Origin of the sequence: Exiguobacterium sp. s63, from assembly GCF_018617335.1 — a bacterium.
Lineage (GTDB): Bacteria > Bacillota > Bacilli > Exiguobacteriales > Exiguobacteriaceae > Exiguobacterium.
The window spans coordinates 1-24,893 of the sequence record NZ_JACSKB010000002.1 but is presented as its reverse complement, the minus strand read 5'-3'; the positions used below and the strand labels follow the sequence as shown (position 1 = coordinate 24,893).

The 24,893-nt window shown below is 47.6% G+C and carries 24 protein-coding genes and 14 tRNA genes; 6 read left to right on the top strand and 32 right to left on the bottom strand.

Annotation, left to right across the window (positions count from 1 at the left end):
* Positions 1 to 3: 3 nt before the first annotated feature.
* Positions 4 to 1,095, top strand: a complete 1,092-nt coding sequence (dinB, locus tag KNO90_RS06940) for a DNA polymerase IV (RefSeq protein WP_214739322.1) — start codon at positions 4 to 6, stop codon at positions 1,093 to 1,095.
* A 39-nt stretch (positions 1,096 to 1,134) separates the two neighbouring features.
* Positions 1,135 to 1,353, top strand: a complete 219-nt coding sequence (locus KNO90_RS06935) for a YhzD family protein (protein ID WP_214739320.1) — start codon at positions 1,135 to 1,137, stop codon at positions 1,351 to 1,353.
* Positions 1,354 to 1,393: 40 nt separating this feature from the next.
* Here KNO90_RS06935 and KNO90_RS06930 read toward each other — a convergent pair whose 3' ends face one another.
* From KNO90_RS06930 to KNO90_RS06920, 3 genes are all read right to left on the bottom strand, one after another.
* Positions 1,394 to 1,912 (bottom strand): hypothetical protein, encoded by a 519-nt coding sequence (locus KNO90_RS06930; RefSeq protein WP_214739319.1) that lies wholly within the window; start codon positions 1,910 to 1,912, stop codon positions 1,394 to 1,396.
* 125 nt (positions 1,913 to 2,037) lie between these two features.
* Positions 2,038 to 2,409, bottom strand: a complete 372-nt coding sequence (locus KNO90_RS06925; RefSeq protein WP_015880924.1) for a YlbF family regulator — start codon at positions 2,407 to 2,409, stop codon at positions 2,038 to 2,040.
* 35 nt (positions 2,410 to 2,444) lie between these two features.
* A complete protein-coding gene (locus KNO90_RS06920; RefSeq protein ID WP_251125886.1) occupies positions 2,445 to 3,563 on the bottom strand; it encodes a DUF445 domain-containing protein in 1,119 nt (372 codons plus the stop codon).
* A gap of 42 nt (positions 3,564 to 3,605) precedes the next feature.
* Between KNO90_RS06920 and KNO90_RS06915 the strand changes: the two genes are divergently transcribed.
* Both KNO90_RS06915 and KNO90_RS06910 read left to right on the top strand, forming a co-directional pair.
* The gene (locus tag KNO90_RS06915) at positions 3,606 to 4,457 is read left to right on the top strand and encodes a PucR family transcriptional regulator (protein ID WP_353048484.1); all 852 of its coding nucleotides are present in this window, start codon (positions 3,606 to 3,608) and stop codon (positions 4,455 to 4,457) included.
* Between the two features lie 104 nt (positions 4,458 to 4,561).
* On the top strand, positions 4,562 to 5,659 hold the full coding sequence (locus KNO90_RS06910) for an ABC transporter ATP-binding protein (RefSeq protein ID WP_214739315.1): 1,098 nt from the start codon (positions 4,562 to 4,564) through the stop codon (positions 5,657 to 5,659).
* A gap of 42 nt (positions 5,660 to 5,701) precedes the next feature.
* On the opposite strand, the gene KNO90_RS06905 is transcribed toward KNO90_RS06910, so the two are convergent.
* The 3 genes from KNO90_RS06905 to KNO90_RS06895 form a co-directional block, all read right to left on the bottom strand.
* Complete coding sequence (locus KNO90_RS06905; RefSeq protein WP_214739313.1) at positions 5,702 to 6,352, bottom strand: amino acid ABC transporter permease; 651 nt, start codon at positions 6,350 to 6,352, stop codon at positions 5,702 to 5,704.
* On the bottom strand, positions 6,349 to 7,107 hold the full coding sequence (locus KNO90_RS06900; RefSeq protein WP_214739311.1) for a transporter substrate-binding domain-containing protein: 759 nt from the start codon (positions 7,105 to 7,107) through the stop codon (positions 6,349 to 6,351). Before KNO90_RS06900 ends, KNO90_RS06905 begins: the two co-directional genes overlap by 4 nt.
* Before the next feature lie 126 nt (positions 7,108 to 7,233).
* On the bottom strand, positions 7,234 to 8,961 hold the full coding sequence (locus KNO90_RS06895; RefSeq protein WP_215113303.1) for a phospho-sugar mutase: 1,728 nt from the start codon (positions 8,959 to 8,961) through the stop codon (positions 7,234 to 7,236).
* Between the two features lie 100 nt (positions 8,962 to 9,061).
* Here KNO90_RS06895 and KNO90_RS06890 point away from each other — a divergent pair, with 100 nt between their 5' ends.
* On the top strand, positions 9,062 to 9,877 hold the full coding sequence (locus KNO90_RS06890) for a sulfurtransferase (protein WP_214739307.1): 816 nt from the start codon (positions 9,062 to 9,064) through the stop codon (positions 9,875 to 9,877).
* A 15-nt stretch (positions 9,878 to 9,892) separates the two neighbouring features.
* On the opposite strand, the gene KNO90_RS06885 is transcribed toward KNO90_RS06890, so the two are convergent.
* The 4 genes from KNO90_RS06885 to KNO90_RS06870 are packed head-to-tail and all read right to left on the bottom strand — an operon-like array spanning position 9,893 to position 16,081.
* Entirely contained in the window at positions 9,893 to 12,325 is a 2,433-nt protein-coding gene (locus KNO90_RS06885; RefSeq protein ID WP_214739306.1) for a glycogen/starch/alpha-glucan phosphorylase, read from the bottom strand.
* Between the two features lie 22 nt (positions 12,326 to 12,347).
* Entirely contained in the window at positions 12,348 to 13,781 is a 1,434-nt protein-coding gene (glgA, locus tag KNO90_RS06880) for a glycogen synthase GlgA (protein ID WP_214739304.1), read from the bottom strand.
* A gap of 10 nt (positions 13,782 to 13,791) precedes the next feature.
* Positions 13,792 to 14,985 carry a glucose-1-phosphate adenylyltransferase subunit GlgD gene (gene glgD, locus KNO90_RS06875; protein WP_251127392.1) on the bottom strand — a complete coding sequence of 398 codons (1,194 nt, stop codon included), beginning with the start codon at positions 14,983 to 14,985 and terminating at the stop codon, positions 13,792 to 13,794.
* Complete coding sequence (locus tag KNO90_RS06870; protein ID WP_214778761.1) at positions 14,927 to 16,081, bottom strand: glucose-1-phosphate adenylyltransferase; 1,155 nt, start codon at positions 16,079 to 16,081, stop codon at positions 14,927 to 14,929. Before KNO90_RS06870 ends, glgD begins: the two co-directional genes overlap by 59 nt.
* A 155-nt stretch (positions 16,082 to 16,236) precedes the next feature.
* Here KNO90_RS06870 and KNO90_RS06865 point away from each other — a divergent pair, with 155 nt between their 5' ends.
* Positions 16,237 to 18,024: a transglycosylase domain-containing protein gene (locus KNO90_RS06865; protein ID WP_214739299.1), complete on the top strand. Its 1,788-nt coding sequence runs from the start codon at positions 16,237 to 16,239 to the stop codon at positions 18,022 to 18,024.
* Between the two features lie 178 nt (positions 18,025 to 18,202).
* Here KNO90_RS06865 and KNO90_RS14710 read toward each other — a convergent pair whose 3' ends face one another.
* From KNO90_RS14710 to KNO90_RS06755, 22 genes are all read right to left on the bottom strand, one after another.
* Positions 18,203 to 18,358 (bottom strand): hypothetical protein, encoded by a 156-nt coding sequence (locus KNO90_RS14710; RefSeq protein ID WP_251127391.1) that lies wholly within the window; start codon positions 18,356 to 18,358, stop codon positions 18,203 to 18,205.
* Positions 18,359 to 18,595: 237 nt separating this feature from the next.
* Positions 18,596 to 19,471, bottom strand: coding sequence for a hypothetical protein (locus KNO90_RS06855; RefSeq protein WP_215113302.1), 876 nt, complete (start codon positions 19,469 to 19,471; stop codon positions 18,596 to 18,598).
* Positions 19,468 to 20,025 (bottom strand): DUF5366 family protein, encoded by a 558-nt coding sequence (locus KNO90_RS06850; RefSeq protein ID WP_214739295.1) that lies wholly within the window; start codon positions 20,023 to 20,025, stop codon positions 19,468 to 19,470. Before KNO90_RS06850 ends, KNO90_RS06855 begins: the two co-directional genes overlap by 4 nt.
* A 228-nt stretch (positions 20,026 to 20,253) precedes the next feature.
* A complete protein-coding gene (gene trmL / locus KNO90_RS06845; protein ID WP_015880908.1) occupies positions 20,254 to 20,727 on the bottom strand; it encodes a tRNA (uridine(34)/cytosine(34)/5-carboxymethylaminomethyluridine(34)-2'-O)-methyltransferase TrmL in 474 nt (157 codons plus the stop codon).
* Positions 20,728 to 20,739: 12 nt separating this feature from the next.
* A complete protein-coding gene (locus tag KNO90_RS06840; RefSeq protein ID WP_214739293.1) occupies positions 20,740 to 21,180 on the bottom strand; it encodes a methylated-DNA--[protein]-cysteine S-methyltransferase in 441 nt (146 codons plus the stop codon).
* The gene (queG, locus tag KNO90_RS06835; protein WP_214739291.1) at positions 21,161 to 22,309 is read right to left on the bottom strand and encodes a tRNA epoxyqueuosine(34) reductase QueG; all 1,149 of its coding nucleotides are present in this window, start codon (positions 22,307 to 22,309) and stop codon (positions 21,161 to 21,163) included. Before queG ends, KNO90_RS06840 begins: the two co-directional genes overlap by 20 nt.
* A gap of 67 nt (positions 22,310 to 22,376) precedes the next feature.
* Positions 22,377 to 22,447: transfer RNA gene (locus KNO90_RS06830), tRNA-Gly, on the bottom strand.
* A gap of 119 nt (positions 22,448 to 22,566) precedes the next feature.
* Positions 22,567 to 23,370, bottom strand: a complete 804-nt coding sequence (locus tag KNO90_RS06825; RefSeq protein WP_215113301.1) for a DUF2332 domain-containing protein — start codon at positions 23,368 to 23,370, stop codon at positions 22,567 to 22,569.
* Positions 23,324 to 23,551: a DUF2332 family protein gene (locus tag KNO90_RS14815; RefSeq protein WP_483299291.1), complete on the bottom strand. Its 228-nt coding sequence runs from the start codon at positions 23,549 to 23,551 to the stop codon at positions 23,324 to 23,326. The genes KNO90_RS06825 and KNO90_RS14815 overlap by 47 nt, the downstream gene beginning before the upstream one ends.
* 190 nt (positions 23,552 to 23,741) lie before the next feature.
* Positions 23,742 to 23,822 (bottom strand) — tRNA-Leu (locus tag KNO90_RS06815).
* 9 nt (positions 23,823 to 23,831) lie between these two features.
* Positions 23,832 to 23,905: transfer RNA gene (locus KNO90_RS06810), tRNA-Cys, on the bottom strand.
* A gap of 9 nt (positions 23,906 to 23,914) precedes the next feature.
* Positions 23,915 to 23,989: transfer RNA gene (locus KNO90_RS06805), tRNA-Gly, on the bottom strand.
* 4 nt (positions 23,990 to 23,993) lie between these two features.
* Positions 23,994 to 24,068 (bottom strand) — tRNA-Gln (locus tag KNO90_RS06800).
* Positions 24,069 to 24,075: 7 nt separating this feature from the next.
* Positions 24,076 to 24,151: transfer RNA gene (locus tag KNO90_RS06795), tRNA-His, on the bottom strand.
* A 16-nt stretch (positions 24,152 to 24,167) separates the two neighbouring features.
* Positions 24,168 to 24,238: transfer RNA gene (locus KNO90_RS06790), tRNA-Trp, on the bottom strand.
* Between the two features lie 3 nt (positions 24,239 to 24,241).
* Positions 24,242 to 24,325 (bottom strand) — tRNA-Tyr (locus KNO90_RS06785).
* A 5-nt stretch (positions 24,326 to 24,330) separates the two neighbouring features.
* Positions 24,331 to 24,406: transfer RNA gene (locus KNO90_RS06780), tRNA-Phe, on the bottom strand.
* A 29-nt stretch (positions 24,407 to 24,435) separates the two neighbouring features.
* Positions 24,436 to 24,511, bottom strand: a tRNA-Asp gene (locus KNO90_RS06775).
* An 8-nt stretch (positions 24,512 to 24,519) separates the two neighbouring features.
* A tRNA-Met gene (locus tag KNO90_RS06770) sits at positions 24,520 to 24,593 on the bottom strand.
* A 16-nt stretch (positions 24,594 to 24,609) separates the two neighbouring features.
* Positions 24,610 to 24,684 (bottom strand) — tRNA-Glu (locus KNO90_RS06765).
* Between the two features lie 18 nt (positions 24,685 to 24,702).
* Positions 24,703 to 24,793: transfer RNA gene (locus KNO90_RS06760), tRNA-Ser, on the bottom strand.
* Positions 24,794 to 24,804: 11 nt separating this feature from the next.
* Positions 24,805 to 24,879: transfer RNA gene (locus KNO90_RS06755), tRNA-Asn, on the bottom strand.
* Positions 24,880 to 24,893 lie beyond the last annotated feature (14 nt).

Genomic DNA, 24,893 nt, shown 5'->3' with positions numbered 1-24,893 from the left:
GTTATGGAACGACTCATCATTCATGTGGACATGGACGCATTTTATGCCTCTGTCGAGCAACGAGACCGCCCTCATTTACGAGGAAAGCCTGTCATCGTCGGTGGGCCACCGCACAGCCGAGGTGTGGTCGCCACATGTTCATATGAAGCGAGGAAGTACGGCGTGCACAGCGCGATGTCATCACGTCGTGCTTTCGCCTTGTGTCCTCATGCGACGTTTGTGAAGCCGCGCTTTCAAGCTTATCGACAAGTCAGCGCACAAGTGATGGAGATCTTCAAATCGGTCACACCGCTTGTCGAACCACTCTCGCTCGATGAGGCGTATCTAGATGTGACGGAGAACACGTTATTGAGCACATCAGGACCGTATATTGCCCGCTATATATTAGGGGAAATCAAACGTCGTACCGGTCTCACCGCATCTGCGGGGGTCGCGCCGTCAAAATTTGTCGCTAAAATTGCTTCTGGATTTGAGAAACCAAATGGGCTCACCGTCGTCCCGGCGCATGGTGTGGCTGATTTTCTCGCCCCCCTCTCCATCGAAGCCATGCATGGCGTCGGAAAAGTGACTGCACAAACGCTTCATAAGAGTGGATATCATACAATCCATGATTTACAATCAGCTCGTCCCGAACAGTTGAAAGCCATCTTTGGACACGATCGTGGGCAACAACTATATGAACTGGCACATGGACGAGACACGCGTCCTGTCGTCGCTACACGGGAACGTAAGTCGATTGGTTCAGAAACGACCTTCGCGTTTGACATTGATGACCCTGAAGAAGTATTTGAACGGGTCATTCCGGAGATGGAGGACGTCTTGCGTCAACTCGATCGCCGCGAATTGAGCTGTCAAACGGTCACCATCAAATTAAAGACGAGCGAATTTCAGGCTCGGAGTCATCAAATCAAACTAAATCATCCGACACATGACCATGACGAGATACGTCGACTTGCCAGACGCCTGTTTGATGAGATGAATGTCACCGAACCCGTCCGCCTGATCGGACTGACCGTATCCGATCTGATTCCTCGGACTGAATCGACACGACAACTGACATTCGATGAACTGACGAAACCTTCTCTTGAAGAATGAATGACCATTCATTAGAATATAGAAAAGGGGGTCGTGTGAATGGAAACATACACGGTGACAGGATTTGAGAATGACGGCACGCTCGTGTTGAATGAAATGTTTGAAGCGAGTGACGATCAATCAGCCAAACAATTAGGACTCGATATGCTTCGCGCCGCAGGGCATGAGCATAAGGGAGCGCGCATCGTTCGCCGAGGACAGCTCATCTATTTCGAACGTTGCAAATTACCGGGGAATTTAAAAGGAACGGCATCCTAATAAAAGTAGACCAAGACAATCATTGTCCTGGTCTACTTTTTCATTCCCCATATTTTTTATCCCATGCATCCTGCCATTCTTGAAGATCAGGGTGGATGTCCTCGAGCGATTCTCCGTTCAGACTATATCCATTCCCTGAACCTGATCCGTCTGTCACGGGGAATGATGTCCCCCCGATGACCTTTCCATCTACAATCATTACCGAGACAGCAGTCTGACCGTTTGGAGATTGCTCACCAATCGGATGATCTTTCACCGTAAAGTTTTCATAGTATACGGTCTTACCCATGTATTCATCCGGTGATGCGGCTTGTAGTCCCCAAATGGTCCGTTCACGATCCTCTGTCAATTTCTCTAAGGTTAAGTCACTCGTATGTTCACCGTCGTAAGAGACAATAGGGTACTGTTGTTCTTCGAGATACGCTTCGGCCACCTGCCCGTTCGCTGTCATCTCAGGTTCTGATTCAGTCTCCATCTCTTTCCCACACGCAACAAGAAAGAGGCAAAAGAAAACGATCATCCACTTTTTCACCATCATCCATCCTTTCGATACCTTCATCTATATTTCATTCTCTTTCCTTGTTCCACTTCCTGCCATTTGTATAAGAATCATGCTAGGTAAGAGGTGATGTCATGATGTTCACAAAAAAACGGATGGCTCGAAAGCCATCCGCTCATCACATCTTATTGAACTTCGTTTTCGTTCACCATCGGCGCGTAAAGCTCTTCAAGTGGTTTCATGATGATTTTCGTTACTTCTGTAACGAGTTGGTGCATGCGTTGCTCTTCTTGCATGAGCTCCATGATCAATTCGTTCTGTTGAACGTTCATCATTTTCGTTTGCGCATCCATCATTTCTTGCTCAGAGATTTCCTCTCCTTGCATTTGCTTTTGTTGAAGCGTCATTTGGATGTTACGGAAGTCAGCGAACAACTGGTTCGCTTCCGCATCCGCATTGACACGATCGTATAAAGAAGAGAGTGTTGTGAACTCTTCAGAATCGCGAAGTGCTTTCTCCAATTGGTAAGCTTGGTCGTACAAGTTTGTTTGTGACATGTAACGTCCTCCTAAATGCTATTAGGGTCAAGCCATCACAAGATAGCAATCAACCCTTGAATCAACCCAATCATACCACCTAACAGCGCACCAAGCCATGTTATTGCCCGGAACTCTCGTTTTGAGATGGATAAAACGATCTCTTCGAGGTATGACGTGTCGAGTGATTGGACTTGTTCTTGTACAATTTTATCAATCTTCAATCGGTCCATGATTGTCTCCATTTGATTCGTGAAGCGCTCAATAACAAGGGTAACACCTTGTGGGACGAGTTCGTCGACGACACGGGATTCAACGGAGTGTGTGTACGATGCGACCGGACGATCCAACAGTTGCCCGATTGGCAGACGGGTAATGACTTGTTCGACGATGCCATCGATCAGGCGGGCTTCTAGTCGATCATCGATTAACGTATCGACCGTCTTCTCACTGAATCGCTCAAATTCACGCGTGATCATCGTCGTCATTCCGTCACGGGTCGATTGACCACGTAAGATGTTGACGATTTCTGGTCGAACCATCTCGACAAAGTTCATATTTTGAATGAACCCTGCGATAAATCCGAGGCGACGCTGGACGAACGAATCGACCATGTGGCGAAGTTGTGCCTCACCTTCTGGTGAATAGAAGTACTCCTCTGACTTGACGAGAAGCGCCTCTACAATCTCAGGAATGAGTGCGCGCACACGGTCCATCCCCTCTTCGCCGAGAACCTCATACAATTTTCGCTCTTTCACTTCTTTTAGGACACTCGCTAACTCATCACGCAATTTGTCGTCTGCCAACGCGAGAATCCGTGTCTCCGCATTCGGATAAAGAGGTTCCACTAGCTCGCGAACCGTCTTATCCGAGCGTAACATCGTTTGAACTTCTTGTTGCGCGAAGTGTGTGATATGTGTCGTCACCTGTTCGTCGAGCAGACGTCTACGCATGCCTTCCGGTGTCAACAAGTGTTTGACGACCGTCTTGCCTAAACTAGATGCCAATTCATCCCGACGTTTCGGAATGAGTCCTGGTGTGAATGGAATCCGGAATGAACCGATATATTTCGGCTCATGCGGTCGGAACAACATTTTGATGGCGAGAAAATTGGTCACGCCCCCAATGGTAGCTCCAATCACAATCATGAGTAATATCTTTAATAACCCGTCCAAACTGCAAGCCTCCGATCTGAAATATGATACATTGTTGTTGAGGTGATAGTATTGAATACGTTTGATCGTATTAAATCGATTTTTCCGACTGCTGTCCATCGGTCGGAAGATGCATCTGGAGACCTTGATTGGTTCGAGACGCAAGAGGGTATCATTTTTGGAATTCCGACGTTCGAGTTAACCGAACGTGAACAGCAACTGTTAGCCATGTGGGCAACACCGATTCTTCAAGCCGATCCCCATCAACGCAAATGGCAAGAACGTCTGCATGATGATACGTTTCGCTTAGATCAACCGTTTCGGCTGATCTCCCTCTCGCTTCAAGAAGCAGAGGCAGATGCGTTCGACTCGTTCATCAGCATCCTCCATGATTTTATGCCACATGCAGAAATCGTGTTGATGACGCAAAAACATATCGAACTCATCGAGCGCGATTCGTTAGTCGACCTTCAAGAATTCGAAGATGTACTACGCGCCATTGCGAGTGATTGCTTTATCGAGGCGTACGCTGTATACAGCGAGCGTCCACAAGGCGTTCTCGCTCGCGTCTATCATCAACACCAGCTGCTCATGCCATACGCTCGTCTGTCTACTAAAACTTACCCTGCTAGTCAATTATTATACCATTATTTACTACAAGAACAGGACTTAAAAGAGCGGAAGCACATCACTGCGCCTTTAATGGAGACGCTCGATTTATCCACAATCGAACTGTTGGAGGCGTTGTTTAGTCACTCATTGAACGTCTCTCATACGGCCAAAGCATTATTCATGCATCGTAATACGTTGAACTATCGACTCGATCGCCTGTTTGAGACGACCGGTTATGATGCTCGAACGTTCTATGACGCCAGTCTCCTTCAACTCATGGTCACGTTGCACAAATCCGATTGACGGTTTTTGTGCAATTTGTCCATATTCAATGCAAGCGGTTTCATCATATAATCGTTCTTGTAAGCGCTATTATATACAAACAGATTCTTTAGGAGGCAAACGACATGGCAGAAATTCGTTTAGAGCATATTGATAAAATTTACGATGGTGGCGTAAAAGCCGTCAGCGATTTCAACTTACACATTAAAGATCGTGAGTTCATCGTCTTCGTCGGACCGTCTGGTTGCGGTAAATCGACAACACTTCGTATGATCGCAGGTCTTGAAGAGATTTCGAACGGTGACTTTATCATTGACGGGAAACGAATGAACGATGTCGCGCCTAAAGATCGTGATATCGCCATGGTCTTCCAAAACTATGCGCTCTACCCGCACATGAGTGTCTTTGACAACATGGCATTCGGGTTAAAGCTCCGTAAGTTCCCGAAAGACGAGATTGACCGTCGCGTAAAAGACGCTGCTCGCATTCTCGGATTGGAAGAATACCTTGAGCGGAAACCAAAAGCGCTCTCAGGTGGACAACGTCAGCGTGTTGCCATCGGCCGCGCGATCGTCCGTGACGCAAAAGTCTTCTTGATGGATGAGCCACTCTCAAACTTGGATGCGAAACTCCGCGTTCAAATGCGTAAAGAGATCATTCAATTGCACAACCGCTTGGATACAACAACGATTTACGTTACCCATGACCAAACGGAAGCGATGACACTCGCTACACGGATCGTCATCTTGAAAGACGGAATCATCCAACAAGTCGGTTCGCCGAAAGAAGTATATGACCATCCAGACAACATCTTCGTCGCTGGCTTCATCGGTTCACCGTCGATGAACTTCTTCCGCGGGACACTTGCAGAAGGCAAATTCATCACGAACGGTGAAGAAGTCAACGTACCAGAAGGAAAAATGAAAACACTTCGTGATCGTGGTTATGTCGGAAAAGAGCTCGTTCTCGGAATTCGTCCAGAGTCGATCCATGATGAGCCGATCTACATCGACTCACCAACGACACACACGTTCAAAGCGCACATCGACGTCGCTGAGCTCATGGGATCAGAGTCATACCTCTACGCAGAGCTTGGTGGACAACAGTTCACAGCACGTGTCGATGGTCGCTCAAACATCCACATGGGTGACGATGTCGAACTCGCACTCGATATGACAAAAGCACACTTCTTCGACGGAGAAACAGAAGCAGTGATCCGTTAAGGCATACAAAAAGACTCGATTCGTCTGAATCGAGTCTTTTTCTTATCGAATCGCATAGCGCTGTTCGAGCTTATGTTGACCGGCTTGAATCAAAGTCGATAAAATCCAGTAAATCGAAGCTGAGAACAAGAGTAGTGGCATGACCAAATACGTCGTTGCCGCAATTTGGTCAGACACATACGTCAATTCTTGTACCGCAATGACCGTACCGAGTGACGTCGACTTGATGATGTCGATGACCGAGTTCGAGACAGGCGGAATGGCACGAGAGAGCGCCTGCGGGAAAATGATATCTTTGAAACGCTTCATTTTCGGAATACCGAGCGCGACACTTGCCTCCACTTGTCCTTTGTCCACCGAGTTGATGGCTGCTCGGAACGCCTCCGAGATATAGGCCGCAAAGTGGAAACCTAATCCGAAGATGAGCGCCTGCATCCCGCTGAGTTGCACGACTCCGGTGAGACCGACATACAAGATCAACAATTGAAGTAAGAGCGGTGTTCCACGGAAGAAAGAAATATACGTCCGTGTGAACAACCGTACGATTTTGATTGGACTGCTATGAAGTAAAGCGATGATCAGACCAAGCGCCAAGGCGAGAAGAATCGACAGGACACTGGCGATCAACGTGAGCTGGATGGCTTCAAGATAGACCGAACGGTTATCTATGACGGTCGTGATCAGTTCATTCATTGACTGATATCCTCACCAAAGTATTTCTCACCGATTTCTTTCATCGTGCCGTCTTCTTTCATCTCTGCAAGCGCATCGTTCAACTTGTCTAGCACGTCGCTATCTTGACGTGTCATGAATCCAGCTTCACTCGTGTTGAAGATATCACCGACCGCTTTGACGTCATATCCTGTTTTTTCAAGTTCCGTCAAGATGAAGAGACGGTCGTTGAGGGCTGCGTCCAAACGACCCACTTCGAGGTCTTGTAAAACTTGGTTCGCCCCTTTGTAGAATTTCACTTCAGCTCCGGCTTCTTCAGCCATTTGTGCGTAAGCAGAACCTTGTGTCGAACCGACTAATTTACCGTCGAGGTCATCGATTCCTTGAATATCATTGTTATCTGATGCAACGATGACTTGTGCACCTGATACCGCATATGGGTCAGAGAATGCATATTTTTCTTCACGCTCAGGTGTGATGCTCATTTGGTTGGCAATCATGTCAATGCGTTCTGCGTCGAGTGCCGGAACGAGTCCTTTAAAGTCCATCGCTTCATACTCTACTTTATAACCCGCACGTTCTGCCGCTTCGTTCAAGACGTCGATGTCATATCCCATCAATTCACCTTTTTCTTTGTAAGTGAATGGTGGGTATGTCGCCTCTGTCCCGACCGTGATGACCGCTTCGTCCGCTCCACTGTCTGTTTCGTTACCGCAAGCCGCGAGAAGCCCGACAGATGCTCCGATTGCGAGTACGCTTGTTAATGTCTTTTTCATAATAACTCCGCCTTTCCTATAATCCTTATATGATTACACGGTTTTAAACAATATCCTCATCATACTGGCGAGATGTCTTCATGTCAAACAAAAAACATCACCCTATTTCTAGAGTGATGTTCCTCGTCAATCAATCGCTTCCGCTTGCTTCATGACATCTGCTTCAATCGCTTCACGTTTTGCGGTCGTCTTCTCGGCACGATCGGCATGTACGCTGAAGTAAAACTTGATTTTCGGCTCTGTGCCAGATGGACGAAGGCAGAACCACGAACCGTCCGCAAAGACGAACTTCAAGACGTTCGATGGCGGCAACGCGATGGCTTCAGACGTGCCGGTCTGTAGGTCGGTCGTCACTTGCTTCTTATAGTCTTCGAAACGAACGACTTCGTATCCACCGACTTCTTTTGGTGGATTGGCGCGGAACGCCTCCATCATTCGTCCGATTTGTTCGAGTCCGGCTTTCCCTTTCAATGTCATCGACTGGAGAGATTCCTCATAGAATCCATACTTCTCATAGATCGCCTGCAACGCATCATAGAGCGTCCGACCATGCTGTTTATGGTATGCCGCCATCTCCGCTGCGAGTAAGCAAGCCTGAACGGCATCCTTGTCACGACAGAAGTCTCCAATCAAGTAGCCATAACTTTCTTCATATCCGAATAAGAATTCATATTCCCCGGACTCTTCATATTGTTTAATCTTCTCACCGATGAACTTGAATCCCGTCAACGTATTTTCAACATGTACGCCGTACGACTTCGCAATCGCTGCACCGAGTTCAGACGTCACAATTGTTTTAGCAACGAATCCGTTTGATGGGAGGGTCCCCGTCTCGCTCTTTTGTGACAAGATGTATTCCATTAAGAGTGCACCTGTCTGGTTGCCGGTCAAGACGAACCATTCTCCGTCACGTCCGCGCACCGTCAAGCCGACACGGTCCGCATCCGGGTCCGTTGCCATGAGTAAATCAGCCCCGACGCGGTCCCCATATTCCATCGCCAGTTTAAACGCCGCTTTTTCTTCTGGGTTCGGATAGCTGACAGTCGGGAAGGCACCGTCTGGCTCTGCCTGTTCGTCTACAATCGTCACGTGCTCAAATCCATACGCCTTTAATCCTTCCATGACCGGACGACGTCCTGTCCCATGGAGCGGAGAATAGACAATTTTAAGCGGGCTGTCCTGAACGTCACGATGAATCCGAATGGACTGGAGCGCCTCCATATAGGCTTCGTCGACTGATGGGTCGACTGTGACGAGTAGTCCCGTTTGTCGAAGCGCCGCTTCATCTTCAATCTCAATTTTCAACTCGTCTTCAATCGCATTGACGTAACTGACGAGTTCATCCGCTTCTGCTGGCGGAAGCTGTCCACCGTCTGCCCCGTAGACCTTGAACCCGTTATATTCCGGTGGGTTGTGGCTCGCTGTGATCACGATTCCACCGAACGCATTCAAATGACGCACGGCAAACGACAATTCAGGTGTCGCACGTAGACTTGGGAATAAGTATGTCTTGATGCCATTCGAGGCAAGCGTCCGTGCCGCCTCTAACGCAAATTCAGGTGAAAAATGACGAGAGTCATGGGCGATGACAACGCCGTGACGTTTCGCCTCTTCCCCCGAAGCAGAGATAAAGTCCGCAAACCCTTGGGATGCTTTTCGAATCGTATAAATGTTCATTCGGTTCGCACCCGGTCCGATTTCTCCACGCATGCCGCCTGTCCCGAACTCCAATGTCTTATAAAACGCATCTTCTAACGTCGTCTCGTTTTGAGAAAGTTCCTCGAGTTCCGCACGCAAATGCGGTTCGAGCCCATCAAATTGATTCCAACGTTCATATGTTTGTTGCCATGTCATGACCAGTTCCCCTTTCACACTTAAAAAATTCAATCGAAGTACTCGCCAATTGCTTCCATCTTGTATACGATGAGAGTAACGAAACCTCGAGGTGATATGAATGTTTCCAACAATGCGTGCCCAAGAATTAAAACAAATCGTGCATACGAACTCGATTCGTTTCATCGATTGCCGATATTCGCTAAACGACGCGTCCTATGGTAAATATGTCTACCGAAAGGGACATCTTCCGAACGCGGTCTTTCTCGATTTGATGGAAGACTTGTCCGGTCCGGTCGGCGAACATGGCGGACGCCATCCGCTTCCCTCGAAAGAAGCATGGACGGCGACACTTCGTCGCATCGGCTTGAAAAAAGAAGACCTCGTCATCATTTATGATGATGGCTTCCCGTTTGCAGCCCGCGCATGGTGGCTCTTTAAATGGGCCGGCCACGAGCGCGTCGTCGTCCTAGAAGGTGGCATTCAATCAGGTATCACCTATTGCGGAGATACCTCGATAGATGTTCCCCATTATCCGGCAAGCGACTATACGCCGGACTTTCAAGACCACATGATTGCGACCCTGGAGGAAGTTAAAGCCGCGACCACTGGTGCGCTTTATGATTCGCGAACCGAAGATCGCTTCAACGGCACACACGAACCGATTGACCAAAAAGCAGGTCACATCCCCAATGCGTTACTTTGTTCCTATGCAGAGGCCATCACCGAACTCGGAACATTAGAAGATTTTCACGACTTGAAGGAACTGTATCAAGATGTTCTCCCTGTCGAAAACCCAATCTTCTATTGTGGTAGCGGTGTAACCGCCTGTGTCAATATTTTGGCACTCCATGCGCTCGGAAAAGATGATGTCCGGCTCTATCCGGGGTCCTATTCTGATTGGATCAGCTATCCAGAAAACGAGGTCCACCCATAATGGGTGGATCGTTTTTTATTTCACGCTCGTCGGTTTGATATTCCAGACTGCGTTGGCGTATTCCGTAATGGTACGGTCACTCGAGAAAATCCCCGATTTTGCCGTATTGACGATGGAACTCTCTGCCCAACGCGACGGATCACTGAACACCTCATCGACACGTCGCTGCGCCCGCATATAGGAGACGAAGTCTTTCAAGACAAGGAAATCATCGTTGTAGACGAGGAGTGAGTCAAAGATGGATTGGAATTGATACTCGCCCACTTTATCGAATGTTCCATTGACGAGACCATCGACGACATCTCTGATTTCTTGATGTGCGTGATACATCTCAGCCGCATGATATCCGCCAAATTTCTTATAGTTCATGACTTCTTGCGGGGATAATCCGAAGATAAAGATGTGATCATCACCGACGGCATCACGAATCTCAATATTGGCTCCGTCTAACGTCCCAATCGTCAAGGCACCGTTCATCATGAACTTCATGTTTCCGGTTCCCGATGCCTCATAACTCGCAGTCGAGATTTGTTCACTCAAGTCAGACCCTGGGAAAATTCGTTCGGCCATGGAGACACGATAGTTTTCAAGGAAGATGACTTTGATGAATTGGCTCGCCCGTTTGTCTTTGTTGATGAGCGTGGCAAGCGCATTGATATAGCGAATGATTTCTTTCGCATAGTAGTAACCTGGCGCAGCCTTGGCGCCGAAGATAAACGTACGAGGTACCATTGTGAACGTCGGGTCCGCCTGAATCTTCAAGTAAAGCGCATGGATATGAAGAGCGTTCAGCAGTTGTCGTTTGTATGCGTGTAGGCGTTTGACTTGCACGTCAAAGATCGAGTGCGGGTCCACTTTCTCTCCCGTTTCCTCTTGAATGTATGCTGCTAAATCAAATTTATTCTGTTGCTTCACATTCATGACTTTTTCTTGGAAACTTTGGTCCTTCGAGACATCCATCAACTTCTCCAAATCATTCGGATGTTCGATCCATGACGGGCCGATCGCTTCCGTGATGGCGTCGGATAAACGCGGATTTGATTTTAAAAGCCAGCGGCGGTGTGTGATCCCGTTCGTCTTGTTATTGAAGCGAAGCGGGAACATCTCATATAAGTAACGCATCTCGCGCTGTTTTAATATGTCCGTATGAATCTGCGCCACGCCGTTCGTTGAGTGAGAACCGACAACGGCTAAGTTGGCCATATTGATCTGTTCATTGGATACGATGGCGATCTCACCCATATGGGATTCGAGGTGTGGATAGTTGACGAGTACGTCTCGACAGAAACGTCGGTTGATTTCTTCGATGATTTGATACACGCGCGGCAAGAGGCGCTGGTACATCTCGACCGGCCATTTCTCTAATGCTTCTGCGAGTAACGTATGGTTCGTGAACGACATGACACTCTTCGTGATGCGCCATGCTTCGTCCCACCCATATCCATGCTCGTCCATCAAGATGCGCATCAATTCAGGAATCGCGACGACCGGATGCGTGTCGTTGATGTGAATCGCATAATGATCACCTAATTGCTTGAGTGGCTTATTCCGTTTCACATAGGAAGCGAGCATCGATTGAATGCCTGCCGATACAAAGAAGTATTGTTGCTTCAAACGTAATACTTTTCCTTCATAGGTCGTATCATCCGGATAGAGAAATTCTGAAATGGTCGCAATCGACTGTTTGTGCTTCAACAGGTCTTTATACGTCCCTTTCGTTTTCTCTAAATACGCCTCATCGTCAAGCGGCGATTCTGCGTTCCAAAGACGTAACGTATTCACGACATCATTTTGATATCCGATAATCGGCATATCATATGGAACGGCAAGAACAACCTCATCCGGGTGATGAACGACGCGCAACCGGTCTCCGATTTGCTTCATCTCAATCCAGCCACCGAAATTGATCTCGACCGCCTTATCCTGACGTCTCGTCTCCCACATATTGCCGTCACGGAGCCAGTTATCCGGCAACTCGACTTGATATCCGTCAACGATTTTCTGTTTGAAGAGTCCATAGCGGTAGCGGATCCCGTTCCCGTGCCCAGGTAAACTGAGTGCGGCTAAGGAATCCAGGAAACAAGCTGCCAATCGTCCGAGTCCCCCGTTCCCAAGACCCGGTTCTGGTTCCCACTCGGTGATCTCGGTGAAGTCGTATCCGAGGTCTTCAAGCCCTTCTTTAACGAGCTCTAGTACATCTAGACTGAGGAGGTTATTGTATAAAAAACGTCCTAATAAAAATTCAAGAGAGAAATAAATGACTTGCTTACTATGTTTTTCTTCTTGACGTTCGCGGGTATGGATCCATTTCGGCATAGCCTGCTCACGTACCATCGTCGCCAAGGTTTGATACACTTCCTGCTCTGTCCCATCTTCGATCGATTTCCCATTTAATGCGATGAACCGTTCTTTAAACGCGTCGACAAAGCTCTGTTTATCTGTGAACATAAATCAAGTTAGCTCCTTCCACTCATGCGAATAAATGATATAACTCACGATATTGCTTGGCAGATTGTTTCCAGCTATAGTCCGCGGTCATCGCCTGATGGACGAGGGCATGCCAATTTTCTTTTTCATAATAGACACGAATGGCTTTTTCAATCGTCGCCAACATCTCGTGAGCATTATAGTTTGCAAAGCCGAACCCGGTTCCTTCTTGCGTGAACTCATTATAAGGTTTCACCGTATCCCGTAGTCCACCCGTCTCACGTACGATTGGTAACGTTCCATATCGCATAGAAATCAACTGACTGAGTCCACAAGGCTCAAAACGTGACGGCATTAAAAAAGCATCCGATCCGGCATAGATCAAGTGCGCAAGTTCGATGTCAAAACCAATATATGACCCGACTTTCCCGGGGTGAGCTGCCGTCATCTCGTGAACAATCCCTTCATATTCCGGTTGTCCCGAACCGAGAAAGACGAACTGACAAGGAAGCTGTCCAAGTTCTTCACGGACACCGTTGATGAGATCGAGGCCTTTTTGGTCAACGAGTCGGCTGACAAAACCGATGAGCATGATATCGTCGCGCACTTCTAGCCCAAGTCGCTCTTGTAACGCTCGTTTGTTGACACCTTTTCCTTCTTTGTACGAGTCGAGATTGTATGTCTTTTCAATCCGTGTATCTGTACTTGGATCGTTGGTCGCCAAGTCGATTCCGTTTAAAATCCCACGCACATCGACAGCGCGATGACGTAAGGCACCGTCTAACCCTTCACCGTAGTATGGCTCCATGATTTCATCTCGATACGATGGACTGACGGTCGTGATTTGATCCGAGTGCACGATTCCAGCTTTCATATAATTGACGAGACCGTTATGTTGAATTCCTTCAGCCGTGAAATGTTCAGGACCGAACTGTAACAGTTCCCCAAGAATCTCTTCTGGGAAGATTCCTTGGTATTGTAGGTTATGGATTGTGTACACCGTACGAATGCGTTGATACGCTTCAATATGTTGATAATGAATTCGTAAGAAGGCTGGTAGAATCCCTGTCTGCCAATCATGGCAATGAAGGACATCAGGCACTTCTTCCATTTTTCCAATCATCTCGAGTACGGCACGTGAGAAGAAAGCGAAACGTTCGGCATCATCAAAGTGTCCGTATAAGACCCCGTCACGTTTAAAGTAATATTCGTTATCGATGAAATAATACGTAATGCCATCACGTTCTAATTTAAGAACCGCTCCGAATTGCTTACGCCAACCGACTGGAACAATGAGGTCGAATAAATATTCCATCTCGTCCACGTACTCTTTAGCAATCGAGCCGTATTTCGGCATGACGACACTGACTTCTTCTCCTAGGTTCGCCACCGCTTGGGGGAGCGAACCGACAACGTCGGCTAGCCCCCCCGTTTTCATAAACGGTGCCGCTTCTGAAGCAACATACCAAATTTTCATAAAATCCTCCTCACACTACTGTTCGTTTCGCGATGACAATCGGTTCGTCGATCGTGCCTCGAATGACTTGTCCTCGTTTTACCACAACTTCTTTATCCAAAATCGCATTCTCGACGACAGCCCCTTCTTCAATGATTGACTTCGACGAAATGATCGAGTTTTTCACACGTGCATGTTTACTGACTTGAACACCACGGAAGAGAATACTATTTTGAACTTCACCATGAATCTTACACCCGTTCGCCACGAGCGCTTCGTTTACTTTTGAACCTTTCAAGTAACGAGTCGGTGGCTCATGTTTGATTTTCGTATAGATATGTGGGAAGTCATAGATGATGCCTTCGCCACGGAGTAATCGCATACTCTCGTTATAATAAGAAAGTACTGAATGGATGACCTGCATTTTCCCGACATAGTGATAGCCATGGACGTGAAGACGATGGAGTTGCGGACGAATGACGCCGTCTAATAAATCATACTCACCTTTCGAAGTCGCTTCATCGACGAGACGCATAAAGAGATTTTTCGACATGATGATCGTTTCTGTATACGTGTATTCATCATCCGGTGAGAATCCTCGCTCGGAGATTCCGACTACGCGATCGTTCTCACCAAGACGAATCGGACGGCAGTAGCCACATTTCTGTTCATGTGTCGTATAGGCAAGCGTGATGTCCGCGCCCATCGATTTATGATGTTCAAGCATATCGTTATAATCGACGGTCGTCAGTACGTTCGAACCTGTGATGACCACATACGGCTGCTTGCTGCGGATAAAGTGTTCACGGTGCATCGAGAAGTTGGCCAAGTCGCCAAGATACGCTTCTCCGTCAGGCTTCAGTGCTGGTGGGAAGATGTGAAGTCCACCTTGCGAGCGGTCTAAGTCCCATTCTTTCCCCGAGCCGAGGTGGTCCATCAAAGAACGATACTTGTCTAACGTAAAGATCCCGACTTGACTGATGTTTTGTGTAATCATATTCGTCAATGTAAAGTCAATCAGACGATATCGTCCCGAGAATGGAACTGACGCCAAATTGCGATGTCCTGTGAATTCTGGGAATAGTCCTTGTTCCGTGCCTAAGTTAATGACCCCTAATAAATCGTTCGTCAACAGTAACGCCTCCTTGCGTGTCTCTTTACTCGTGTCAAACTCGTTGTTTGAAGACGGTGCCGCTTTCAATGTTTTCGTGTGGTTCAATAACAACGATTTCACCACCCGGCTCACCGACTGTCGCGCCGTCTTCGATGACTGCACAGCTTGCGACAATGGCTCTGTGAATTGTTACATCCTTCCCGATTCTGGCTCCCGGCATGATGACCGAGTCTTTGACGAGCGATCCTTCTCCAACACGTACGTCATAGAATAGGACCGAATGTTGGACTTCCCCTTCGATATGACACCCTTCGTTGATCACAGACTGCTCGACACAGGCATCTTTCCCGATATACTGAGGCGTCTGATTTGGGTTGACCGAATAGATTTTCCATTCCGGGTCATACAAATCGAACGGCGGCTCTTCTTCCAAGAGATCCATATTCGCTTCCCAGAGCGATTGAATGGTTCCGACGTCTTTCCAGTAGCCTTTAAATTTATAGGCGAAGACGTCAAGACCTTGAAGAAGTGTATTTGGAATGATATTTTTCCCGAAGTCAAAGCTCGATGTTTCATCTTCAGCATCTTTGATTAAATGTTCGCGTAAGACACTCCAGTTGAAGATGTAGATCCCCATCGAGGCCAAGTTGCTCTTCGGCTCTTCAGGCTTCTCTTCAAACTCGTTGATGCGAAGGTCATCCGCTGTGTTTAAAATTCCGAAACGTGACGCTTCATCCCAAGGTACTTCCATGACCGAAATGGTCACGTCGGCCTGTTTCTCTTTATGGGCTTCGAGCATCTTCTCGTAGTCCATTTTGTAAATGTGGTCTCCCGATAAAATTAAGACGTAATCCGGATCGTAATCGTCGATATAGCTCAAGTTACGATAGATTGCATTGGCTGTCCCCTCGTACCAGTTTTTCCCCGACTGTGCTTGATAAGGTGGGAGTATCGCTAATCCCCCGTTACGCCGATCTAAATCCCATGCCGTCCCGATTCCTAAATAACGATTCAATTCAAGTGGCTCATATTGCGTCAACACCCCGACTGTTGTAATTCCCGAGTTCGTGCAGTTTGATAATGGGAAATCGATAATGCGGTACTTCCCCCCGAAATGAACGGCAGGTTTCGCCGTTTTTCGCGTGAGAGGCCCCAATCGTTTTCCTTCTCCTCCTGCAAGGAGCATCGCAACCATTTCTTGCTTCATAAATAAAAAGCCTCCTCAAAATCGTAATATACAACCTCTTTTACCCTTTTTCGCTATTTCCTAAAGTATTCCTTCTCGAATTATTATATGATAACGTTTACATTTTTATTTTTTTGTAAATCGGACGATATAATGTATAGAGAGAGGTGAAAAAGATGAGAGCTTGGATTGGAACCCTATTTTTTGCAGGACTTTTGGCCGCCTCCTTGTCGCTTGCGACAGCATTGAAAGAAGAAATCGATCAGGCAGACGAAATCCTCTCTTGGGGACAAGAATTGGTGTCGGCCCAACCGCTCTCTTCAAAACATGCTGTCACACTCGCATACAACGGTGGAGAACAGAAAATCTACTTGGCTGGCCGTCGAAATGATGTATCTCCGAAGGCGTTACCCGAACATGTTCAGGATGCCATCACGACGATTGAAGACCGTAAATTTAATGCCCATCCCGGTTATGATTTGAGCGGGATTGCCCGAGCATTTATCAATAATGCGAACGAGACCTCCGTTCAAGGCGGAAGTACGATCACACAACAGCTCGCACGAAACGTGTACCTTACCCATGAGCGGACATATGAACGAAAAGTGAAAGAATTATTACTCGCACGAGCACTCGAAGAAAACTATAGCAAGAAAGAAATTTTGACAGCCTATAGCAACGTTATATTTTTTGGTCATAATGTATATGGCATTCAATCCGCAGCCGATACATACTTTTCTAGATCACTCGACGATTTAAATTGGAATCAACTCGCTTACTTGTTGACGGTACCGAATAACCCGTCCCTTTACGACGCACTTCATCCATCCGATGCTTTTTTCGAGCGGAAGGACCGCATTTTGACGCAACTGTACGACGCAAGAATTCTTTCAAAGAGCGCCTATGACCAATACCATGGCGTGAAATTGCAAGCTTCGTTTCGCAGTCAAACGATTCAATATCCGGATTATATGGATACGGCTGTCCGCGAGGCCATTCAATTGGTTCGCTCACGATATGATTTAGATGACACTGAAGCAAGAGATTACTTATCCACCCACGAAGCGACGATTGAGACCTATTTGTCGACGGGGAAACAAAACCAAGCCAAACGTGTGATGAGTCAACTACCTCCTGGTGTAAACGGTGGCTATACGGAACTGACACCTCAAGGACGGATTGTGGCGATGGTTGATTCGGAAATGACTCAAGTCGGGGAGTTCAACCGCGCGACACAAGCGTATCGTCAACCGGGATCTGCCATCAAACCTGTCCTCGTGTTCGCACCATTCATCGAAGAGACGGGTGCGACGCTTGAAACGGTACTCGATGGCCGTCCGACCTGTTACGGGTCCTACTGTCCAGGAAATAGTCACGATCGCGTGTTAGGTGATGTCTTATTGAAAGATGCCGTCGCTTACTCGTATAACACCCCTGCTCTCGCCGCCTTCTCAGCCATTGATCAAGAGCGTGCCTACAAAACAGCAGACATGATGTTTAGTCAATGGGATGAAAAAGATGAGAATTTAGCGAGTGCCCTCGGTGGTCTTACGCAAGGGGTCTCCCCAAAAGAACTAGCGGCCGCCTACACGCCATTCTTAAACAAAGGTGTCTATACGTCTGGGCATACGATTAAACAAATCACCTTTAAATCGGGTGAGCCGACATTGACGCCAAAATTAACGGAAGAACCTATTTGGTCATCGGATACCGTGAACGTAATGAAGAAGGCATTATCGACCGTCACGACTTACGGAACGGGACGATATGCGAATCGAGTGAAAGCGGATTATGAATATCTCGGAGGCAAGACTGGCACGACGAACGACAACAAAGACATGTGGTACGTTGGACTAACCGACCGTACCATCACCGCCATCTGGCTAGGTGCCGACACGCCACGTCCCTTCCCAGATCTCGCTAACCGTGCGTATCCAGCGATTGTCTGGACGGAAGCACATTAAAAGAGTCAGCCTCCATCGGCTGACTCTTTTAATGTTGACAAATAACATGTTCGAACTCGTCCTTCCGGCGCCCACGCTTTCCTGTAGGAGTCGCGGCGCCGTCGGGCGAGCAACGCAAACGGTCGTCACCTGGCGGCCGTTCGTCTTTTTTCTAAGGCCACGACGGCCGAAGAAAATACTAAATACTTACTTCGAATCGATGCATCAGGGAAAAGGAAGGTAAACGCCGAGCCCGCCCGTCATCAATCCCGAGATCATCCGCCTCGAGCCGCCGTTCAACATCCGTTCCGTTCGTCAGACCGTGATTGATGGATCGTGTCGACTTGTTGATCATCAGCTCCGCCCCTGTGTGTTCTTCTCACACCATTATATGGGATGAAGGACAAAAGGTGACCAAGAACGGGCAGGCGAGACTCCTGAGGGAATAGCAAGCAAAGGGAGACCCAGCAGTGACGCAGTCGCGATGCGGCTCCCTGCTTGCCCATAGGAAAGCGAGCCATGTCCGGATTGGGCATAAGACCTATACTTTGTCTACAGTCTGAAGAGTCAGCCTTCATCGGCTGACTCTTTCTTATTTCTTGCGCGCGATTTGTAGTCGATATGCGCCCCAATGTGTCTTAAGTTCTTCTGACTGGATGAGTTTCCAAGGATTGAAACGAACTTGACCATGTTTATTGAAGTAGAGGTCCTCACGCACACAGTAACAAGCATGAATCAGTTGCCCCTGTGTATTCCAAAACGTCATGACGTCTCCTGCTGTTGGACGATGATCCTCTACCGAGTCATATCCACTTAATTTTAACGTTTGTAAAAACGTCTCTGGATGAATCCACTGGTGAACCATCTCTTCATTTCCTGTGATCGCAAACAGTGTCGCCGCAAGACAGTTACTTCCGTCCTTGATCGGAAACCGATTTACATATCCCTTAAGATGCGAAGCGGTCGAGTCATCATAGGTTTCCCCTTCCCATGTGTCCCACTCCTTCGCATAGTCGAGTAGAAGCGAATATCGCATCTTCATTGTGAGCGCATTCCAATTCGCGTGATGCAAGACGAGGAAATGTGCCCCATCCTTCTCCACGATCGCGTCATCTGACCAATTCGTCATCTGTGTAACGCTGATTGGTAAAATGAGACCGCGATGGGTCATCACTTGGTATTCCAACAGACGATTTCTAACTTGGTCTTGTAATTCATGTAAAAATGGAGAAAACGCATGCACAATATATGTAACCTCTTGCCCCATCTGCCAGGTCACATACGGATTCGTGATGTCGGGCCGTCGGTACAGCGGATGATGAAAGAATTCCTGTCTCGGAATCACGAGACAAGAACTCGGTAAACCTTCAAGAAATGACGAATCAATCCAATACAAGGTCTCTTCCGGAACAAATGTATGAGACCAGGCTTCTAACACGTCAATCGTCGGTTCAAAAGCATACATCATAAGATGATATCTCCGACAGAGTTAAACAAGCGAAGGATTGACCAACCTAATCCGCTGATTAACGTCGCCCACATGACGGCCTGCATAAGCAACAAGCCGATGGCGCGTGGGACAGACATCGATTGGCTCACTTGCCAGACGTAGTAAAAGAGATACATCAAGAGCGTACCGACGAGGACGGCAAGGACGGCGAGTAAAGTGTTCAAAAAGAGGAAACTGATCCCTGATCCAATTAGGAAAATGATGGCCCCGGGTTTCAATCGATGAAGCGATGTCCCGTTCGTTTCGCGCGCAAAAAAGGCGAAGCCGAGTTGATTGAACGTATCGGCGACCAATTTAAAAGCGCTAAACAGCATAAAGAAAACCGTGAAGAATACGACGAGTACAAGCACTTTCGTTTCTTGCACAGATAAGAGTTCGATAATTTCACTATATACACCAATTTGATTCAGCCATTGGATTACGTACTCGGATGTCGCAATCGCAAGCGACATGGAAAACAAAATAATTCCGATGAGCGGGGCATAGCTTAATAAATACACATTCGTTTTCATGTTCCTTCTCCAATTTCACAGTAATTTCTTATATTCAGTGCAATTCACCTACCAAGTATATTATACTATTTATAGTTATGGAGAATAAAAGGGGGATTTTTGGATGGGCCTATTATTGATGGTTGGAATCAGCGTCGTCTTCCTCTCAGCAATTTTGACAGCTGGATATAACCGTAAACCTGAGGGTAACGAATAAGAGCCGGGATTCTAACGAATCCGGCTCTTTTTTTATTTCAATCCTGCATATCCTTGTTGGCGAAGCGCTTCATAGACAATGATGGCTGCCGTATTAGATACGTTCAATGAACGGACGAGATTCGATTGTGGTAGGCGGATACAGCGGTCCAAGTTGTTCTCGATGACTTCCATCGGCAATCCTTTCGTTTCACGACCAAAGACGAAGAAATAGTCACCGTCCACATCTGAAACGTCTAAATCACTCGGGTACTGTTCCCCGTACTTCGTGATGTAGAAGAACTGTCCGTCCGGATGTTTCTCCCATAGCTCTTCTAACGAGTCATGATAGCGTACATCGACAAATTGCCAATAGTCGAGACCGGCACGCTTCAACATTTTATCATCCGTCGAGAACCCTAGCGGACGGATCAAATGAAGGACCGAGTTCGTCGCCGCACACGTCCGTGAGACGTTCCCTGTATTTGCTGGTATTTCTGGTTGAAACATTACGACATGAATCGCCATGATTGATTTCCCTCACTTTTTCATTTCAAATTCTAGAAGGCGTTGTTTTTCGGACAACCCTCCCGCAAAACCGACAAGCTTTCCACTGCTTCCAATGACACGATGACACGGAAACAGAATCGGCAACGGATTTCGATTGAGCGCCTGACCGACGGCGCGAACGGCTTTCGGTCGACCGATTTGTTCAGCGATTTGTTTATACGTGCGCGTCTCACCATATGGAATGGTCAAGAGCGCATCCCAGACGTCCTGTTGAAACGGTGTCCCGTTCATTTCGACGTAGGCACGATCTGCTTCATGGAATCCATTCTGCTCAACTCGCACCATGAGATCTCGCAACCACTCAGGTGCTTCTTCTGTCGGTTCATGTGTTGTGAACTCAAGAGCCGTCAGTTTGCCTGCTGCGTTTAATTCATACGCTAACGGTCCCCATTTAGACGACACGATCTTCATGTGCCCACTCCTCTCGATAGATACGAATCTCTTCATGAACCATATCAGACGTTTCATTTCGTTCAATCTCTTCGAACATCGAATCGGCATCAGGTCCAAGAATGGCACCGATTGCCCAAACAGCCGTTGCGCGCATGTCTTCTCGTTCATCCTGTTTGATGAATTCTCGTAAGATCGGAATTGCTGAAGGTTCACGGTAGTGCGCGAGTGCTAAAATCGCATTTCGTTGAATCGGTTTCTTCCCTCGCCATGCGCCCGACAAGTGTCCAAACTTTTGTTTGAACTCTCGATTGCTCAATGTCAAAAGTGGCTCTAAGAGCGGTTTGACAATCTCAGCTTCCGGCAACAGTTCTTCGTGGTGACGCCAATCCTTTTTGCGATTATATGGACAGACTTGCTGACACGTATCGCATCCATATAGTCGTCCACCAAGTTTTGAACGAAACTCTCGTGGCATCAACGTCTTCATCTGCGTGAGATAAGCGATACAGCGCTTCGCATCGAGGACACCAGGTTCAACGAGTGCCGTCGTCGGACAGGCCGTCATACATTTATCACAGTCGCCACACCCATCTTCAATCGCTTCATCCGGCGGCAAGTAAACATCTAAAATCATTTCGCCTAAATAAAGATAGGATCCTTTTTCAGGTGAGATGATCGAACAATTTTTCCCGCTAAAGCCGATCCCGGCACGTTCAGCGACGGCCCGGTCGACGAGCTCACCCGTGTCGACCATCGAGCGCGTCCGGACGCCTGGAACCAATTCTTCAATGTACGATTGAAGCTTCTCTAATCGATTACCGACGGCGCGGTGATAATCCAGTCCCCATGAGGCTCGGGCAAATAGTCCTCGTCTCTCGCCAGCGACACTACGTGGTGCGTCCTTCAACTTACTTGGATAGGCAATGGCGATCGCAATGATTGACTGGGCTTCTTCAAGTAAGAGTTCCGGGTTCGTACGTTTCTCTAAGTCGGGCTCTTCAAACCCAGAGGCAAACCCTTTCTCTTGTTGCCGAATAAGTCGCTGTTTCATGACGATGAACGGATCAGCCGTTGTCACTTTCAACTCATCAATCCCAATGTTTTCGGCGTACTCGATGATTTGTTGTTTTAATGTGTACGGGTCCATTCCGTTCACCTCCTCTATATATTTTCGCATACAAAAAATCTCTCCGCCACTCGGCAGAGAGATGTGAAGCGGGTGAAGAGAATCGAACTCTCGTCATCAGCTTGGAAGGCTGAGGTTTTACCATTAAACTACACCCGCATGAAATATTGTTGTCGTTCAAGCGACTATAGTTAATATACACCTATACTATTAAACTGTCAACAAGTATTCGTAAGTTTTTCTAAAATCATTAGAAATAATATCTTGGTATACCTTAATCATTCAAATGATCCTTGATGAAACAAGGAATCGAGTGATGTCATGATTTGAAATTGACGGCCATGCCCCTCCGTTTCTGCATACGTCAACGCTGTGAGTTGACCATCTAGATACAAATCGACGTGTAGATAACGATCTTGAACATTGTTATAGATATGGAAGACGTCTCGTGATTGTCCAATTCGCTCGACTTGCCTCAAGAGTTCTTCTTTAATGGGACGTGACATCTGATTCGCAACGTGTGTATGGAAGATACATAACGTCTCTGTCTCCGGCACACGTGATACAAGTTCTTGTAGCATCGTCACGCCATCCCCTTCAATGAGCGTCACCGTATTAAAATCGACTTCATTCATGGCCGCCTGGAGCAGTTGACGCCGTGACTCATGTTCTGGCCAAATTAACGCATTCAACCACGACCGCTCTGCTTCATCTGTCAAATCTACAATGTTCAAGTCGACACCAATACGCGTTCCGATGTCTAGTGACGTCGTAGCCTCGAGATGGAGTGGTTCGTTCGATTCGACGGTCGCTAAGATGTTTACTGATGAGGCGTTTATCCGATTGAATCGGACACCATTATACTCATAAGCGTACTGGTCAACAAATAGTTGAAGTCCTGCACTCGTTCCGATTTCAAGCAGTCCGAGTGGTCGCTTCGTCTGTTGTTGAATCTTCGAAAAGATCGGATACAAGTAGGCGCATCGTTGAACCTCGTTCGTTTGCACACGACGGGTCCTCAATCGATGACGGATTTCACTTTCGTATGTATGGCAAAAAGCTAAAAAAAGAGGGAAATACATCTTCAGCCTGTTTTGGAGATTTTGTCACGCTAGGATAATAGGTGGCTAACTCATCAGCAGAGTGTTGAAGTACCAGTTCATGAACGGCGGCAAACAATAGATTTGGAGCAGGTTGTCCCTTTGGTATGTCTTCACACAAAGATAAGAGCCATTCGTGCTTGGTCACTTCTCGAGTCAGCACTTCGTATAAGCGACTCGATCCGACACATTCGTTGTCAGCAATTCGGATAAACCGATTCGATTGTTCTGATTGAATAACATCTACCTCATTTCTTCTTGTTAAAACATTCGAGCTAAATGAATGTCCTCCCTTCTCAAAAAAAGGATAGAGAACACAAAAAAGACCCTAACCTCAGTTAGAGTCATACGGATACCGGTGGTCGGAGTCGAACCGACACTCCAGAGGAACACGATTTTGAGTCGTGCGCGTCTACCAATTCCGCCACACCGGCATATTATGTTGGAGGCGCCAGTCGGAATCGAACCGACGATAGAGGAGTTGCAGTCCTCTGCCTTACCACTTGGCTATGGCGCCAAAAGTCATTGGAGCGGAAGACGGGATTCGAACCCGCGACCCCGACCTTGGCAAGGTCGTATTCTACCACTGAACTACTTCCGCAAAATGGCTGGGCTGGAAGGGATCGAACCTTCGCATGTCGGAATCAAAATCCGATGCCTTACCACTTGGCTACAGCCCAATAATAATGGGGCGACTGAAGGGAATTGAACCCTCGAATGCCGGAATCACAATCCGGTGCGTTAACCACTTCGCCACAATCGCCATGATGAAATTAAAACAGGGGCAGCAGGAATCGAACCCGCGCTGACGGTTTTGGAGACCGTAGTTCTACCGCTAAACTATGCCCCTAAGTGGTGGGGGGGGGCGGATTCGAACCGCCGAACCCGAGGGAGCGGATTTACAGTCCGCCGCGTTTAGCCACTTCGCTACCCCCCCACATATGGTGGCTTTGGACGGAATCGAACCGCCGACACAAGGATTTTCAGTCCTTTGCTCTACCAACTGAGCTACAAAGCCATATGTAGTATATTGATTTAAAATAAAAATGGCGGTCTCGACGGGATTCGAACCCGCGATCTTCTGCGTGACAGGCAGACATGTTAACCCCTACACCACGAGACCGGACTTAATTGCGGGGGCTGGATTTGAACCAACGACCTTCGGGTTATGAGCCCGACGAGCTACCAGACTGCTCCACCCCGCGACGATATAAAATTAAATGGTGACCCGTACGGGATTCGAACCCGTGTTACCGCCGTGAAAGGGCGGTGTCTTAACCGCTTGACCAACGGGCCATTACATATTTGAAAAACTGGCGGAGAGCAAGGGATTCGAACCCTTGAGACGGTTTTGCCGCCTACACGAATTCCAATCGTGCTCCTTCGGCCACTCGGACAGCTCTCCAAAAGAGAAAGTGGCTCCGCAAGTAGGATTTGAACCTACGACCTACCGGTTAACAGCCGGTTGCTCTACCACTGAGCTATTGCGGAACGATCTTGCCTGG